Here is a 15,707-nt window from a genome sequence, read left to right on the forward strand (position 1 = left end):
TGTTTTAATCCTTTCTCATGTTTGTTTTACCCGAACACCTAAGGAAGCTTTGCATAGCGGCGGAATGTCGGCATCACCCATATGGGGTATTGTAGTGGTCAACTAATCCCGGACAGTATTTTAAGGTTTTCCTCTGCTGCAACAGGAGAAATGCCACCGTTGAACCTATGAGGTCTTTGCCGGTTGTAGTAGCCATCAGATAGCCACCAACATCTTTTTTGGCCTCAGGCAGATGCCAATATTCCAGGCCGGTATCCAATAGAAACGTGCATCTTTACGGATGGCTTGCCAATGTTCGCTTTTGTTTAAAACCATGGATTTATACTGGTGTCTTTGCCACTCCAAGCCTATGAGTGAGCCTACCTCGGTTCAGATTCCCCTCACTGACTCATCTCGTCGCGGTATAAAGTCCGCTTTCCAATGTAAGCGCACGGCCAGAATATGGTTTCAAGAGCCATGATCTCAACCGTGCGCTGATTGCGAAGATGAATCATCTGGTGTAGAGAGGACCACAAGACAGACATTCCACATACGCAGAAGGCCGAGGAGAACCACCATGGGTAAAACCTATCAATCAATTGTGGTCAAGGCATCAGCAGACAAGGTTTGGGAGAAGCTTAGAAACTTTCACGACATGAGCTGGGCGCCTGACATTGTTGCCAACGTTAAGGCGGTTGGAGACAGGAAAGGCGACCAACCAGGGGCAAAGCGCGTCCTGAATGAAGCCTTTTACGAGACCCTGCATGCTCTCGATGACGATAACCGCGAACTCACTTACAGCATCGATGATGGCCCCTCTCCGGTTTCTGCCGGCGAAGTCAGCAATTACGAGGGACATATCCGGGTCCGTCCGGTAACAGAAAGCGAGGAAGGCACCTTCGTGGAATGGTACTCGCACTGGACCGGCAAGGATGAGGAAGCCGCTGAGTTCTGCCATGGCATCTATGCCGGGCTTCTGGGCCAGCTCAAGAAGACGCTGGAGCATTAAACGGCTCGAGTAACATTTGCCCTGCTCGCGTTTCCTGATCTTCAGAATGGGCGAGCAGGCTACTTATGTTCTCAGTTGTAATCGCGTTGACCATAGCAGCGGTGATTGGCTACACCGCTCAGGTGACCGGCCTCTGCATGGTTCGTGGCGTCAGCGACTGGATCATAGGTCGGCGCTTGCGCCTGACGCCCATTCTCATGGCCGGGTTCTGGATCTATCTGTTCACACCCCTGATTCACTATCACGACTATTCTTTTCTGGCGGTTTACCCTTTTCACTGGTCGATTCCTCTGGGCGGATTCGTATTCGGGGTCGGGGCGGCGATCAATGGCGCCTGGCTAACCGGGCACCGATCGAACCATCACAAACTGTAGCCGCGCACTCTGGCCAGAGTGGGGTGGAGGGTTCTGCGGGGTGCGTGGGTCCGGTTACTGGCAATAGCCCGGGCAAACCAGGGCATGGCATCCGCCCTCTCAAACACCGGCACTGGTTTGTTGTCAGCGTATTTTCAGCCATTGCGCCAGACTTGATTCCGGGTGGTTACTGAGCAACCACGGCAGCCAGGCCATGACCAGCAGGATAGCCACGCCCGCGCCAACGGTCAGCAAGGGATGCAGCTGCAGAGTATTGCCGAGGCCGGCAAAAACCAGCGTCATCGGGAGCATGCCAACGAAGGTGGCCAGGGCAAACCGCCATGCGCTAATGGCCGTAACCCCGGCGCCATAGCTGATCAGCGCGAAGGAGAAAACCGGTATCAGCCGGGTCAGCAGTATCATCATCGTCAGAAACTGCTGTGAGCCATCCCTGGCCAGCACCGGATTATCCGGAAACTTCCGGCAGATGATTTCACGCCCCAGGCAGCGGGCGATCCAGAACGCCACCATGGCACCAATGAGCGCGCCGGTCGCCGCAATCACTGTGCCGGTAACAACGCCGAAGGCCAGGCCGGCGGTTGCGCTGACAGGCAAGGTGGGAATGGGGCCGACAACGACGGCGATTACCATCAGCAGCATCAGCAGAACCGGGCCCGTCGCCCCCTGACTGCCAAGCCACGCAGACAGGGCGCCGGGCGACAGGTTGGCCGGCATGCCCAGCGTCTGCAGTAACCACCAGGCGGCAGCAAGTGCGGCAGTCACCAGGGACAGTATCGCGATTCTGAGAGCCATCAATGAGCCCTGGTGGTGTTACTGCCAGCGGTCTGACTGCGCAAGCTGCCAGTCTTCTGCCCAGTCTTCCGGAGCACAGTTCCGCCGCAGCAGGCAGCCGGTTTCAAGTTCGGGGTAGAGTTGGGCATAGTTCATGACCTTGTATTGACTTACGCGTCGGTTCAGGTGCCGTGGCCGCAGGTCCTCAAGCTTATCCAGTCCCAGAATTCCCACCAATTCTGCCAGAGCATCAACGGTTGAGTGCTGATAATTTGCCACGCGCACGCCTTTATCAGTGACATCCAGCTGTTGGTAACGTGCAGGATTGGTAGTAGCTACGCCAGTCGGGCACCGGTCGGTATTGCAGCTTCTGGATTGTATGCACCCAAGTGCCAGCATCATTCCCCGCGCAGAGTTGAGAGTATCCGCCCCCAGCGTCATTAGCCGCAACATATGAAAGGCCGAGAAGACCTTGCCAGAAGCGATCAGCCGGATCTGGTCGCGAACCCCGATACCTTTGAGCGCATTATGGACAAACTGAAGGCCGTCGCGCAGCGGCATCCCCACCGAGTTGGTCAGTTCCACCGGCGCAGCACCCGTGCCGCCCTCGCCGCCGTCAATGGTTATGAAGTCCGGCAGCAGGCCGGTTTCGGTCATGGCCTTGCAAATGCCCAGAAACTCCTGCCGGTTGCCCGGGCACAGTTTGAACCCGACTGGTTTGCCCCCGGACAGTGCCCTGAGTTTGCGGACAAATACCAGCAGCTCAGTCGGGTTCGAGAAGGCTGAATGACCGGGTGGAGACAGCACATCCTCGCCCATTGGCACCATACGGATGCGGGCGATTTCCTTCGTCAGCTTTGATGCCGGCAGGACCCCCCCGTGTCCGGGTTTGGCGCCCTGGGAAAGCTTTATCTCAATCATCTTGACCTGGTCGCGGGCGGCTTCGCAGGCAAATAATCGCGGATCGAAGCGGCCTTCCTGGTCCCGGCATCCGAAATAACCGGTGCCAATCTGCCAGATCAGGTCGCCCTCATGGCGCAGATGCCATTCACTGATGCCACCTTCGCCCGTGTTATGAGCGAAGTTGCCAAGTTTCGCGCCACGGTTGAGTGCCATGATCGCATTGCGGCTCAGGGCGCCGTAACTCATGGCAGAAATGTTCAGGGGCGCGGCATCGTAGGGTTGTGAACACCTGCCCTTGCCAAACTGAACCCTCAGATTGGCATTCCGGCAGGCCTTCGGCGCCAGGGACTGGTTCAGCCATTCATAGCCATCCCTGTAAACGTCGAAAATAGTACCGAAGGCCCGGGTGTCGTTGTCCTTTTTTGCTCTCTGGTAGATCAGGCTGCGAAATTCCCGGTTGATAGGTCGACCATCCAGGTCGGATTCCACGAAATACTGCTGAAGTTCACGTCGCACGGATTCGAACAGGTATCGGAAGTGGCCGATGACCGGATAGATCCGCAGAAGCGTGTGTCGGCGCTGTAACAGGTCGTAAGCGCCCAGTGCCAGGATCGGACCCGCTATCGACCAGAGCCAGGCGGTGGCTGGCCACTGGACGGTGATACCAGTCATTACCGCGAGAAAAGCCAGTGCGCTGAAAATAAAGGCATGTCGGAAGGCCATAGGACAGTCCCGGTTGGAAGACGCGTTTTATGGTCTTGGAAGGACACGCCAACCGAGCATTTTGTTACAGGGGCAAAAAATTCTTTGCGCGGGTGTAACAGTTGTAAATCTCATGTGTCGGTATACCTGAGACGTCATAAATCATTGTTTTGAATGATTCGGCGGTGGATTCACCGGAACGGGGAACACAACAGGATGACTCGGCGCGACTCTCGGCAACATTTCCGGAAATACTGGATGGGCGGCAACCGGTCCTATGAGCAGGATCGGTTTTTTGAGGAACACCTCGATAAATCCCTTTGGCAGAAGGCAGACAGCCCGGAAAAATGGGACGCCTGCTGGTATACGGGCATGCCGGATCCGGAGTATTTCAGTCAGGTAGGGCCGGACAGAAAGATCAATCATATTCCCGGTAACAACGCGCTGACGGTAAAAAGTCGCCTGTACCGCAGCCTGATGGACCTCAAGGATCGTCTTGAGCACCAGCAGAGAGACAGCCAGCACCTGACTGATCGCCTGGCCTTTGTTCCCAGGGTGTTTTCCATGCCCGAGGATTATCACGCCTTTCAGCAGGCCGCACTGGAACAGCCGGGCAAACGATGGTTGCTCAAGCCCAAGAATTCGGCCCGGGGCAAGGGGATCCAGCTGGTAAAGGATCCAGCCGAGGTGCCCATGGAAGCCTCCTGGATGGTGCAGGAGTATCTTGAGAACCCCCACACCATGCATGGCAGGAAATACGTACTACGGCTTTATGTGCTGGTGTCTTCCATCTCACCTTTCCGGGTCTATCTGTACCATCAGGGCTTCGCGAAACTGGCTTCGGCACCCTATGACGAGGAAAACGCCGATAACCCATACAGTTACCTCACCAACCCCGATGTGAATGCCCTGAACCTGGAGGCGGAAGTCCCGGTCGAGTTTGTGGATTTCGAGCGCTATCGGACCTGGCTTCGTGAACAGGGTCATGACGATGACGCCCTGTTTGCCAGAATCGAAGACATGGTGGCCCTGACCTGCCTGTCAGCGCTGGAACCCATGCGCGAGCGTTCCCGGGTGGTGGGTGCCGATACCCGTGGCTGTTATGAGCTGATGGGCATTGACTGCCTGATCGATGCCGACCTCAAGCCCTGGGTGCTGGAATGTAACCTCAGTCCCTCGCTGGAAGTCTGCGCCGGCCCGGAGAGTGGTGGTGGCATTGAGGAAGGTATCAAGGGCGCCCTGGTGGGCGATATGGTCGAGATGCTTGGCCTCAACCACAAAGCCGCAGATGACACGGCCGGCTCCATGGCGGAACAGGTGGTTCGCGAGACCCAGGCCGAAATGGCCGGCAGCGGTGGCTTCCGCTGCCTGATTCCCGGCAAGGACCCGTCAGCCTATCTGGCTTTCATGGCGCTGCCGCGACTGTCTGACTGGGTGGTAGCCCAGGCATTGTCTGACCGGCCCCTGCAACAGCCGCGGCTGGAACGCTGGATTGCGGAGGACACGCTCACTGAAGACCAGGTCTACCTTTACGACACCCGCCTGGGCCACCTCAGCAGTCTGAACGAAACCGCGTCGCTGATCTGGTTGATGGCAACCGAGGGGGCTGGCCCCGACGATATCGCCACGGCGTTGCTGGATTCTGCCAGCCAGAGTATGCCAACCAGTCCTGATGCCTGGGCTATTCGCAACGATGTCTGGAACACCCTCGGGGACTGGGTCAATAACCGATTTCTGATTCAGTCCGAGGCTGAGCCGGGCGCGCGCAAGGCTGCTGCACCGCAGCAGTCCTTCAGGACGGCCTCCCTTTCCATGGTGCTGACCTGTGGCCGCTTCCGCACCAGACTCTTTACTGACAGTGCCCCGCTGATTCACCGGATTGAAGCACTGCTTCAGCCCATGGCCGGCGTCGACCCGACGGGTGCAGATTCCGTATCCCGGCTCGAAATCGTGCGGGATACGCCGGGATTCACATTGATTCTGGATGGCCAGGTGGTCCGATCGCGGCTGCCAATGTCCGGCGTTGTGCCGGCACTGACAGCCTGCCTGGCCATGCATGCGGCCGGAAACCAGGACATTGCCATGGATGCAGGGCTGGTTGCTATTCCCGAATGTTCCGGGCAGGCCTTCCTCATCTGCAGTTCCGAACCGGGCGCGCGTGATGCAATGACCCAGGTACTTTCATCCCGTTCGCAGGCCGGTTGTGGCCGTGGCGCACTTTTGCCGGCAGGCAGTGATCATGGCGTTGAGAGCCTGGGGCTGCCGATACAGTCATTGTTGGCTGAAGGGTCGGGTGAAAACGTGTTCACGCCAGCCTCGTCGGCCAGCGATAGCAAATTACGCTCTGTGGCGGCCGTGCTCGTTCCTTCTGACGGGTCGATTGCGGAGCCTGGCGGTATCGAGCCCATCGGGGTGAATGAGGCACTCAGACACCTTATCGGCAGCTGTTGTTCCGAAGACGGAATACCGCTGGATGCGAGTGGTTTCACTCGGCTATCGAACTGGCTGGAAAGCCGCGATCGATATCGGGTGGATATGAACGAGCTGGAAGCTGCGGTCGCGACCCTGTCCGAAGGCTCTTCGATTACCTCATTGCAGGCAGTATCCGGCAGCCGTTGAACCCAGATTTTCCACGGCTGCGGATTTGGAAAGGCCGGGCGATCCGTCCGGCAATCATGGCAAAAACCAAGGAGGACAGATCATGTCCAGAGATGTACAGAAGCAGAAACTGCTGAAAAAGCTCACGCGAGGGATGGCCTATACCGGCCCGATGGTCGCGGTAGTCATGGGCGCCTCGGCGTTCAACGTCGCGGCGGCCGAAGTGACGGCCGAGGCCGGTTACATGATGCTTGCCGCCGGCGAGGCAGAGGCGGAAGGCGAAGCCAGGAGTGAAGGTGAGGCCGAAGGCGAAGCAGAGGGAGAAGGCGAAGCCGAGGGAGAAGGTGAGGGAGAGGGCGAAGGTGAAGCAGAAGGAGCCGCCGAAGCCTGAGCACCAGGCGGGTGTGGACATGGGCATTGCTTGTGTCCACATGACGCCCTGGCGCGCTTCGGGCGACTTTCTGAGGATCAACGGAAAACGGATGAACGCTATGACATCACATGGCCTTGTTGAAGAAAACGTCCATGCCATTGGTCAGCTTGTCGGCCTGTTGGATGAGCTACCTGAAAACCTCTACCGGCAATGTTTTGGCAGCCGGAAACAGCACGTGATTGGCAAGCACGTCCGCCACATTATCGATCATTACAGTTCGCTTTTGTGGGTCACGGCTTCGGGCGATCGCCTGCTTGATTATGAAAACCGCGACCGCGACCTGGCCCTGGAAACGGACCGGCGGGCTGGCCGGAACCGGCTGGCGGAGATCTCACAGACGTTACGCCGGCGCTTTGAAGCCCAATGTTCCAATGCGCTTTTGATGCGTCACAACAGTGATGGTCAGCCAAAAAAGGTAGCCACCAGTGTGGATCGTGAGCTCGTGTTTCTGGCGAGCCATACCGTCCATCACATGGCGCTCATCGGGATGCTTGCGGAACAGGCAGGCGTGGAGGTCAGTGCGGACTTCGGGGTTCATCCCTCGACGCTGCGCTATCTGGAGAAGCAGGCATCAGGGCTGGCGGAAAGCGCCTGAGTGTCGATTCGAAAACCAATGGGAGAGTGATGAAATGAATACAAACAACAACCGAAGAGAACTCCTGCGCAAGTTGTCCCGGAATCTGATGGTCTCCGTGCCGGTGATGACCGTGGTGGCAGTAGCAGGTTACAGCACGGGTTCCGGGCCCGGATTCAGCCTGATTCCCTCTGCCGAGGCTGCACAGGGCGAAGCAGAAGGTTCGGCTGAAGGTGAAGCTGAAGGTCGTGCAGAGGGCGAAGCAGAAGCTGAAGGAGAGGCAGAGGGAGAAGCAGAGGGAGAAGCAGAGGGAGAAGCTGAAGGAGAAGCAGAGGGAGAAGCTGAAGGAGAAGGGGAAGCCGTATCGGCCAGCGCAAAGCAGGCCGTCCGTCGGCCTGAAGGATACTCGCCCTATCAGGGTAACCTCGCAGACCTGAAAGCTCGTGGCCAGGAATTGTTCAATGACACCAGCCTTTCACCTAATGGTCTTTCATGTGCTACCTGTCATGCCGGCGATACAGGCTATAACGAAACTTTCAAGAATGACTACCCACACTATGTTGCCATGGGCAAACGTGATTTCGGCATGGATGTGGTGCACATGGATGAAATGGTGCAGATCTGCATGGTAGCCCCGATGGCTGCCGAGCCCCTTGAGTGGGGTTCCCGGGATCTGGCTGCTTTGACCGAATATATGAATGAAGTCCAGCAGGAGTACATCGACAAACAGTGAGCGTGGGCATTGTGAACTGATTGCTTAGGCGTTCTGTGGGTGGGAACAAAATCCCACCTTTTTTTGAGGCGCCCGGGATCAAACGGTTTTTCCCCAAGCAGGAGTTGATATTTGATAACAGGATTGTAACCATTTGTTGCGAAAGCCAGGTACCACCCACTTTTGCCACAAAGAGTCGAGTCCATGCTCCACGAAAGGTCCGAAGAGTCGCTGGTAAGCGCCCTCAGGAGTCGAGATGAAGCGGCTTATCATTACGCAGTGGAGCATTACACCGGGATCATGCTTGCGACTGCCAGAGCCATGCTCGATAAAGCATCGGCAGAAGACGTTGTTCAGGATGCCTGGGTGTCTGTAATGCATGCGATTGATGGTTTTGAGTCCCGTTCCAGTCTCAAATCGTGGCTTTGTCGTATTACCGCCAACAAGGCGAGAAACCATTTGCGTAAACACAAGCGTGAATCGCCTCAGGATGACTTCAGTGCGCTGGAATCAGATCTGGAATCCCGGTTTTCGCCCGATGGCCGCTGGCGTAACCCGTTTCATGGTTTCGAGGCGAGCTCGCCTGTCGAGCAGCTGGAAGGGCGTATCCTGGACGACTGCCTGCAAAAACACCTTGGTGATATGCCGGGTGATCAAAGCGCAGCGTTGATGCTGACCCAGCAGTCCAGTATGTCGAAAGAGGAAGTGGCGTCGGTGCTGTCGGTATCTGCGGGCAACGTCAGGGTAATGATACACCGGGCGCGGCAGAGACTGTTGCTGATGGTGGAACGTCTGAGGGAGACCGGGGAATGCTGAGCTGCAAACAAGCGACATCATTGGCCTCGGATTATCTGGAGGATGAATTGCCGTTTTTGCAGAGACTCGGCATGCGCATTCATCTTGCGCGCTGCTCACACTGCGCTGAGTTTCTATCCGGGTTGCGAGAGGCCAATGAGTTGGTCTACGAGCAGGCTGGAGCGGCGGCCAGGCCTGATCCCGATTTCCTGAACCGTCTTCGGTCCAGCGTTTCGGCGCATCTGCAAAAAGACAAGTCCATGACAGACCCTCTGGAACCTGGAGCAGAGGCCTCTAACGAACCGTTGATCGCGGGCGTGGATGACCCCGTTGATGAACGTGTTCGACGTATCTTTGATGATATCCGGGAAAAAGAGGGCTTTGTGCCCAACCTGTTCCGTGCCTATGCCCACCAGCCGGATGTGCTGGAATACAACTGGGCCCGGGAGAAGTCTCTCCTGTACGGGGGTATTCTGGATGAGTCCTTCAAAAGTGCAATCGTCGTTGTGGTCTCCTCGGACAATCATTGCGATTATTGTGTACACCACCATCGGGCTGCTTTACTTTCTTCCGGCTTTTCCTGCGCAGAAATAGAGATGCTTGTATCTGACCCGGAGAATACTCGCTTCAGTGACCGCGAAAAGGCGCTTCTGGCCCTTGCTCGACAGGCAAACCTTGATCCACACAGACCGGCGGATTTGCTGCTTGCCCGGGTGCGTGCCGAGGGTGCCTCAGACGCCGAGATTATTGAGGCCATGAGTGTCATGGAGCTCTATTCATCGTGGAACAAGTTCCTCGATGTCATGCGAATTCCCCTTGAATCGGATGTGTGTTGATTCCTCAACGCATATCCGATACTCCGGTAACAGCATGTTCAGTCGATTGATGCAGCCGGAGCAGATTGCCCGGGCAGCGTTTTGTGGAGGAGAACCCATGAGTCTTTTCATTCGTTACGTCCTGGTATTGTCCGGTTTGCTCTGGCTGGCCGCCCAACCTGCAGCGGCGCAGGAAAAAAACGGCTTTGACCTCAGCAATGCCCTGATTCCGGTGGATGAGATTCTCAGTGGCGGGCCGCCCCGGGACGGGATTCCCTCAATTGATGAGCCGAAGTTTGAACCGGCGTCTGACTCATTGCCCTGGCAGAAGGGCGACCTGATGATGACTTACGATCAGGGCCAGAACCACTACGCGTTTCCAATCGGCATCCTGAACTGGCATGAGATCGTTAACCACGAATCCGCTGGTCAACCCGTGCTTATTTCGTTCTGTCCGTTGTGTGGCACCGGCATGGCGTTTGATCCACAGGTAGATGACCGACACCTGACGTTCGGTGTTTCAGGTCTGCTCTATAACAGTGATTTGCTGATGTATGACCATCAGACGGAATCGCTCTGGTCACAGATTGAGGGGCGGGCGATTGCGGGCCCGCTGGCGGGCACAGAGCTGGAACCGGTCGCCGTCCGTCACGAACTGTGGCAAAACTGGCGGGAACGGGCAGGTAGCGGTGGTCAGGTGCTGTCTACCGATACCGGCTTCCGGCGCAATTACCGGCAGTCACCCTACGGCGACTACGACCACTCGGAACGGCTGTACTTCCCGGTATCCAGCACCAGCCGGGAATACCACTCCAAAACCTGGGTGCTGGGCTGGACCCATAACGGCGAGAGCAAAGCCTGGCCATTTCCGGAACTGGCAGACCATGATGATCGGGTGCTGGAGGACCAGATTGGTGGAAAGCCGGTGACTGTCCACTATGATCCGGAGGTGCCTTCGGCGGAATTGCGGGATGAAGCAGGTGAACTACTGCCGGGCACACGGGCTTTCTGGTTTGCCTGGTACACTTTTCATCCGGACACGTTAATCTTTAAGGCGGAGTGATTCCGCCACCCGCTCATCAATTTTCTGTATCAGTTCCTCATCGACCTGTTGACTGGAATGGGCCTTCATCAGGTCTATACTTTCGCGCAGGTTACCGATAAAGGTCCGGCAGTGGCCGCACATCAGCAGATGCATCTTCACCGACACCTTGTCCATCGGGCCCAGTTCGCCATCAATGTAATCACTGGCGATACGGGCCAGATCCCGGCACATCAACATTCGCCTGTCTCCTGGAAGGTTTCTACCATCAGAAAAATTTTCTGCCGTGCCCGGTGTAAAAGCACCCTCAGATTAGAGGCGCTGACGTCAAGAATGTTACACACATCATCGGATTTATGCTGATGGGCTTCGTAGAGCATCAGCGCTGATCGCTGTGCCTCCGGCAAGTGTGAAAGGTGTTGATCAAGGCAATCGCTCAACGCGCCATTTTCCATCAATGCTTCGGCAGAGTCGTTGAATTTCAGGCTGGGGGGTGTCGCCCACCGGCCGTTCGGGGCAAAACGGTCGGCTAGTTCGGGGTCCAGGGTTTCGGAAAAATCGGCGCTGACTTCCCGTTTGTGCTTTCTGAGGTGGTTTTTGGCGCGGTTGGCCACGATCCGGTGCAGCCAGGTTTTCAGACCTGAGCGCCCTTCGAATTTTTGGATGGCGTCGATCACCGTCACCCAGCAGTCCTGGACCGCTTCCTCGGCTGAGGCATTATCAAGGTAGAATCTGGCGACGGCCATCATACCGGGTGTATAGAGACGCACAGCCCTTTGAAAATCCGTATCCTTTCCGGATTTCAGGCCCTGGATCAGGAGATCTTCATCTGTGTGGTGCGCTGCGGTTTCCATTCCGTATACCCCCGGGACAGCTGAGTTAGAAGTTTGTTAGCAAGATGTTATTGGACATCGAAAAGCCTCTGAACGATGGTATGTCCTGGTCTGGGGGGGATAGTTCCCTGCTTTATGAGTAATCGTTCAAAAAATTCTAGACGGAGAAAGATGTAACATCCAGCCCATACCCGTGTCTTTCTGTGCGAGCCGTTTTAATTTTTAACCAGTGGATCTAGTTATGAACCGGAAAAAGCTTGTTTTGCTCGTCGCTATTGGTGTGGTGGTTGCACTTTTTATTGCCTTTGGGGGACACGAGGTACTGACCCTGGAAAACCTGCAAAAGCACCAGGCATCCATTGCGCAGTGGATCAGTCAGAATCTGTTGGTGGCGGTTCTCGGTTTTGCCGGTATCTATGTGGTGGTTACCGCGCTCTCGCTGCCGGGGGCCGCGATTATGACGCTTGCCGGTGGTGCTTTTTTCGGCAATATCTATGGCCTTCTTGCAGTGTCTGTGGCATCAACTATCGGCGCTTCATTGGCTTTCCTGGTGGCCCGGTTCCTGATGCGGGACACCCTGCGTAACCGGTACGCCCAAACCGTGGCAAAAATGGACCGGGGCATCAGGAAAGACGGCGCTTTCTACCTTGCGACCCTTCGCCTGGTCCCGGTTTTTCCGTTTTTCCTGATCAACCTGGCCATGGGCCTCACGGCCATGAAGCTCAGAACCTATGCGCTGGTCAGCTGGGTGGCCATGTTGCCGGGCACGTTTGTGTACGTGAACGCGGGCACCCAGCTGTCTACCATTGAATCCACCAGCGATATTGTGTCGGCGAATATTCTGCTCTCCTTCGCGCTGCTGGGCATTTTCCCGCTGATTGCCAAGGTCATTGTCGGTTTTATCCGCAAAAAGCGGGTTTATAAAGGCTGGCACAAACCGGATTCCTTCGACTACAACCTGCTGGTGATTGGTGGCGGCTCGGCCGGACTCGTTTCGGCCTACATTGCGGCGGCGGTCAAGGCAAAGGTGGCGTTGATCGAGAAGGACAAAATGGGCGGTGATTGCCTGAATACCGGCTGCGTGCCATCCAAAGCCCTTATTCGCAGCGCAAAAGCGGCGGATACCCTCCGCCACGCCAGCCGTTACGGCCTGGAGTCGGTACCGGTAAAAGGCTCTTTCAAAAACATCATGGACCGCGTTAAAAATGTCATCGCTGAAGTGGAGCCCCATGACTCACCAGAGCGTTTCGAGAAACTGGGTGTTGAATGCATCGCAGGTACGGCCAGTTTCGTTTCGCCCTGGGAACTGGAAGTGGTCCACAACGACGGCCGCACCGAGCGGCTGACCGCACGCAGCATTGTGGTGGCCACCGGTGGCAAGCCGGCAGTCCCCCCGATTCCCGGGCTGGCGGACATGGAGCCGCTGACGTCGGATAACCTGTGGTCTCTGGAGACCCAGCCGGAGCGCCTCCTGGTGCTTGGTGGCGGACCCATCGGCTCGGAGCTGGCCCATGCGTTCCAGCGCCTGGGCAGCCAGGTCATTCAGGTGGAAATGGGCGACCGGTTGCTGGCAAAGGAAGACACCGATGTGTCTGAACTGATCAAGAACCAGTTTGAGCAAGACGGTATTGACGTGCGACTGGGCCACGCCGCCAAAGAATTTGCCATCGAGGACGGCGAAAAAGTGGCTTACTGCGATTGCAACGGCGAGCGCGTCAGAATTCCGTTCGATCAGGTGCTTGTGGCGGTCGGCCGTGCTGCCCGCACTGACGGCCTCGGGCTGGACAGGATCGGTGTGGAGACCCTGCCCAATGGCACCGTGCCGGTGGAGGAAGACATGAGTATGCGCTTCCCCAACGTATTTGCCTGTGGCGATGTGGCCGGCCCCTACCAGTTCACCCACGCAGCGGCGCACCAGGCCTGGTTTGCCGCGGTGAATGGGTTGTTCGGTCAGTTCAAACGCTTCAGGGTGGATTACCGGGTGATGCCCTGGGTCACCTTTACCTCGCCGGAAGTGGCACGGGTGGGGCTGAGTGAAGCCGAAGCCAAAGAGCAGGGAATTGCCTACGAGGTCACCCGCTACGGTCTGGACGACCTGGACCGCGCCATTGCCGAAAGTGAGGCCTACGGCTTTATCAAGGTGCTGACGCCGCCGGGCAAGGACAAGATCCTGGGTGCCGTGGTGGTGGGTATGCACGGCGGGGAAATCCTGGCCGAATTTACCCTGGCCATGAAGCACGGCCTGGGCCTGAACAAGATTCTGGGTACCATTCACCCCTACCCGACCTGGAATGAATCGGCCAAATATGCCGCCGGCGAGTGGAAGCGTGAGCATGCGCCCGAGGGCGTTCTCAGACTGCTGGAGAAGCTGCACGGCTGGCGTCGTGGCAAGCACAGCGGCGACAAGGCCGGACAGGAATTCACAACGTAAAGTTAGAAATATTCCGGGCGCTGAAACATTCGCGCCCTTTGGTTGTCCTTACGGGAACTCTGTTTGCAGACCAGACCCAGATTGATTCACCGCCAACACGGAGCAGCTATGCCCCAGACCCAAACCGCCGAGAAACGCATTCCCGCAGTGGAAGTGCTGGAACCCAGGGCCCGCGACAGCTGGACTCACACCCGCAACGGCGACCCGCGCGGCTATATTGACTCGGACAGGCTCAAAGAGCTGTGGATTCACACCGGTACCGCCTGCAACCTGGCATGCCCCTTCTGTCTGGAGGGCTCACACCCGGGCGACGGCCGTATTCCCGGCATGAAGCTCAGTGATGTGAAGCCGTTTATCCACGAAGCGCTGGATATGGGCGTGGAGCAGTTCTCCTTTACCGGCGGCGAGCCGTTCGTGATTCGTGATTTCGTGAATATTCTGGACTACGCCAGCCGGCACCGGCCCTGCTTTGTGCTCACCAATGCCACCGATCCGCTGTTGAAGCGCAGGCATCAGGTGTTACCGCTGCTGAATAATCCCCACCCGATTCACTTCCGGGTCAGCCTGGACTTTCCGGACCAGGCAAGGCACGACGTCGATCGTGGCGAAGGCAGTTTCGACAAGGCGCTGGAGGGAATTCGCTGGCTGGTGGATATGGGCTTCGAAGTCTCGATTGCCCGCCAGACCGACGAAGACGAGATTCCGGCCAACGCCGAGGCGGCATTCCGTGAGATTTTTCGTGACTGGGGCATTCCCGAAACGCTGGCCTTCACCGCATTCCCGGACCTGGGTACGCCCGGTTCCGAAGACGGCAGCCCGGAAATTACCGAAACCTGCATGGAAAAGTACCCCACCAAAGAAGCGCGATCCCATTTCATGTGTACCTACACGCGGATGCTGGTGAAGAAGAACGACGAGGTTCGGGTGTTTGCCTGCACGCTGGTGGACGACGACCCGCAGTACGATCTCGGCGGGACGCTGGCGGAAAGCATGGATGAGCGGATTATGTTGCGCCATCACCGGTGCTTTGCCTGTTATCGGTTCGGGGCGAGTTGTTCGGCGCCCGGTTGATTTTTAGCCAGGGGTAGCTTCGGGTTTTAAGACTGGTTGCTGGTCATTGGCGGCCTGGGGGTGAGGTTTTATTTCCTTGGGAAAAAGAACTCGCTGCGCTCAGACACCTTTGTTCCCGGCGGAAATAAAACCCCACCCCCAGACCGCGGGCAGCCATTGCTATTCGTAGGATTGGGAAAGGTAAATTTTGTCTGGTCGGTTTTCCTGAGCCGTCGGGGATCGCAAAACTGAATTTGAACAAGGGACCGGTGGATAGGGGGTTCAGAAAACGTTGAGCGCCATGGATGGCGCGATCGAGCCCCCCATGGAAGGGTTTACGGGCGTTTTTCTGAACCCCCTATCCACCGGCCCCGATAACTCCCACTCCGGAAACCCCGGAGAAATCCCCGGACAACCAAAGAACGAGGACAAAGAACAAAATGACTTTCACAGAAGCCTCCCTGTTCTGGGGATTCCTGGTGGTCTATGGCGTGGTGATGTATGTGCTGTCGCCGAAGAGCAGGAACGCCAATTCGTTCTACAAGGGGGCGGATGACCAGGGTAACCCGGTGGGGCAGTGGTCACTGACGGCCAGTATCTTTATCAGCTGGATCTTTGCCAAGTCGGTGACCAATGCCGCCAATCTGGGCGCGGCCTATGGTGTGACCGGTGGCCTTGCCTATGCC

At 57.0% G+C, this 15,707-nt stretch carries 15 protein-coding genes and 1 pseudogene; 12 read left to right on the forward strand and 4 right to left on the reverse strand.

Annotated features, from left to right (window positions below):
- Positions 1-556 precede the first annotated feature (556 nt).
- On the forward strand, positions 557-988 hold the full coding sequence (locus VJ956_RS07120; protein ID WP_324083206.1) for an SRPBCC family protein: 432 nt from the start codon (positions 557-559) through the stop codon (positions 986-988).
- 65 nt (positions 989-1,053) lie between these two features.
- The gene (locus VJ956_RS07125; protein WP_324083207.1) at positions 1,054-1,362 is read left to right on the forward strand and encodes a hypothetical protein; all 309 of its coding nucleotides are present in this window, start codon (positions 1,054-1,056) and stop codon (positions 1,360-1,362) included.
- A gap of 123 nt (positions 1,363-1,485) precedes the next feature.
- Here VJ956_RS07125 and VJ956_RS07130 read toward each other — a convergent pair whose 3' ends face one another.
- The gene (locus tag VJ956_RS07130; RefSeq protein ID WP_324083208.1) at positions 1,486-2,154 is read right to left on the reverse strand and encodes a TVP38/TMEM64 family protein; all 669 of its coding nucleotides are present in this window, start codon (positions 2,152-2,154) and stop codon (positions 1,486-1,488) included.
- An 18-nt stretch (positions 2,155-2,172) separates the two neighbouring features.
- Positions 2,173-3,759: an FMN-binding glutamate synthase family protein gene (locus VJ956_RS07135; protein ID WP_324083209.1), complete on the reverse strand. Its 1,587-nt coding sequence runs from the start codon at positions 3,757-3,759 to the stop codon at positions 2,173-2,175.
- A gap of 237 nt (positions 3,760-3,996) precedes the next feature.
- Between VJ956_RS07135 and VJ956_RS07140 the strand changes: the two genes are divergently transcribed.
- The 7 genes from VJ956_RS07140 (at position 3,997) to VJ956_RS07170 (ending at position 10,728) form a co-directional block, all read left to right on the forward strand.
- Positions 3,997-6,357 carry an amylase gene (locus tag VJ956_RS07140; protein ID WP_324083210.1) on the forward strand — a complete coding sequence of 787 codons (2,361 nt, stop codon included), beginning with the start codon at positions 3,997-3,999 and terminating at the stop codon, positions 6,355-6,357.
- 82 nt (positions 6,358-6,439) lie between these two features.
- Complete coding sequence (locus VJ956_RS07145; RefSeq protein ID WP_324083211.1) at positions 6,440-6,727, forward strand: hypothetical protein; 288 nt, start codon at positions 6,440-6,442, stop codon at positions 6,725-6,727.
- Entirely contained in the window at positions 6,699-7,364 is a 666-nt protein-coding gene (locus VJ956_RS07150) for a DinB family protein (RefSeq protein WP_324083212.1), read from the forward strand. Before VJ956_RS07145 ends, VJ956_RS07150 begins: the two co-directional genes overlap by 29 nt.
- A 34-nt stretch (positions 7,365-7,398) precedes the next feature.
- Entirely contained in the window at positions 7,399-8,076 is a 678-nt protein-coding gene (locus tag VJ956_RS07155) for a hypothetical protein (protein WP_324083213.1), read from the forward strand.
- A gap of 183 nt (positions 8,077-8,259) precedes the next feature.
- Positions 8,260-8,871, forward strand: a complete 612-nt coding sequence (locus VJ956_RS07160) for an RNA polymerase sigma factor (protein ID WP_324083214.1) — start codon at positions 8,260-8,262, stop codon at positions 8,869-8,871.
- A complete protein-coding gene (locus VJ956_RS07165) occupies positions 8,865-9,686 on the forward strand; it encodes a peroxidase-related enzyme (protein WP_324083215.1) in 822 nt (273 codons plus the stop codon). The genes VJ956_RS07160 and VJ956_RS07165 overlap by 7 nt, the downstream gene beginning before the upstream one ends.
- Positions 9,687-9,783: 97 nt before the next feature.
- Positions 9,784-10,728 carry a DUF3179 domain-containing protein gene (locus tag VJ956_RS07170; RefSeq protein WP_324083216.1) on the forward strand — a complete coding sequence of 315 codons (945 nt, stop codon included), beginning with the start codon at positions 9,784-9,786 and terminating at the stop codon, positions 10,726-10,728.
- Here the strand turns inward: VJ956_RS07170 and VJ956_RS07175 are convergent.
- A complete protein-coding gene (locus VJ956_RS07175) occupies positions 10,708-10,947 on the reverse strand; it encodes a zf-HC2 domain-containing protein (protein WP_324083218.1) in 240 nt (79 codons plus the stop codon). The two genes, VJ956_RS07170 and VJ956_RS07175, sit on opposite strands and share 21 nt — an antisense overlap.
- Complete coding sequence (locus tag VJ956_RS07180) at positions 10,941-11,561, reverse strand: RNA polymerase sigma factor (RefSeq protein WP_324083220.1); 621 nt, start codon at positions 11,559-11,561, stop codon at positions 10,941-10,943. Before VJ956_RS07180 ends, VJ956_RS07175 begins: the two co-directional genes overlap by 7 nt.
- Before the next feature lie 220 nt (positions 11,562-11,781).
- On the opposite strand from VJ956_RS07180, the gene VJ956_RS07185 reads away from it, so the two are divergent.
- From VJ956_RS07185 to VJ956_RS07195, 3 genes and pseudogenes are all read left to right on the forward strand, one after another.
- Positions 11,782-13,971: an FAD-dependent oxidoreductase gene (locus tag VJ956_RS07185; protein WP_324083223.1), complete on the forward strand. Its 2,190-nt coding sequence runs from the start codon at positions 11,782-11,784 to the stop codon at positions 13,969-13,971.
- Positions 13,972-14,079: 108 nt separating this feature from the next.
- The gene (locus tag VJ956_RS07190) at positions 14,080-15,042 is read left to right on the forward strand and encodes a radical SAM protein (RefSeq protein WP_324083225.1); all 963 of its coding nucleotides are present in this window, start codon (positions 14,080-14,082) and stop codon (positions 15,040-15,042) included.
- Positions 15,043-15,461: 419 nt separating this feature from the next.
- A pseudogene (locus tag VJ956_RS07195) lies at positions 15,462-15,707 on the forward strand (sodium:solute symporter); the annotation flags it as partial.

Source organism: Marinobacter sp. (assembly GCF_035268745.1).
Classification (GTDB): Bacteria; Pseudomonadota; Gammaproteobacteria; order Pseudomonadales; family Oleiphilaceae; genus Marinobacter.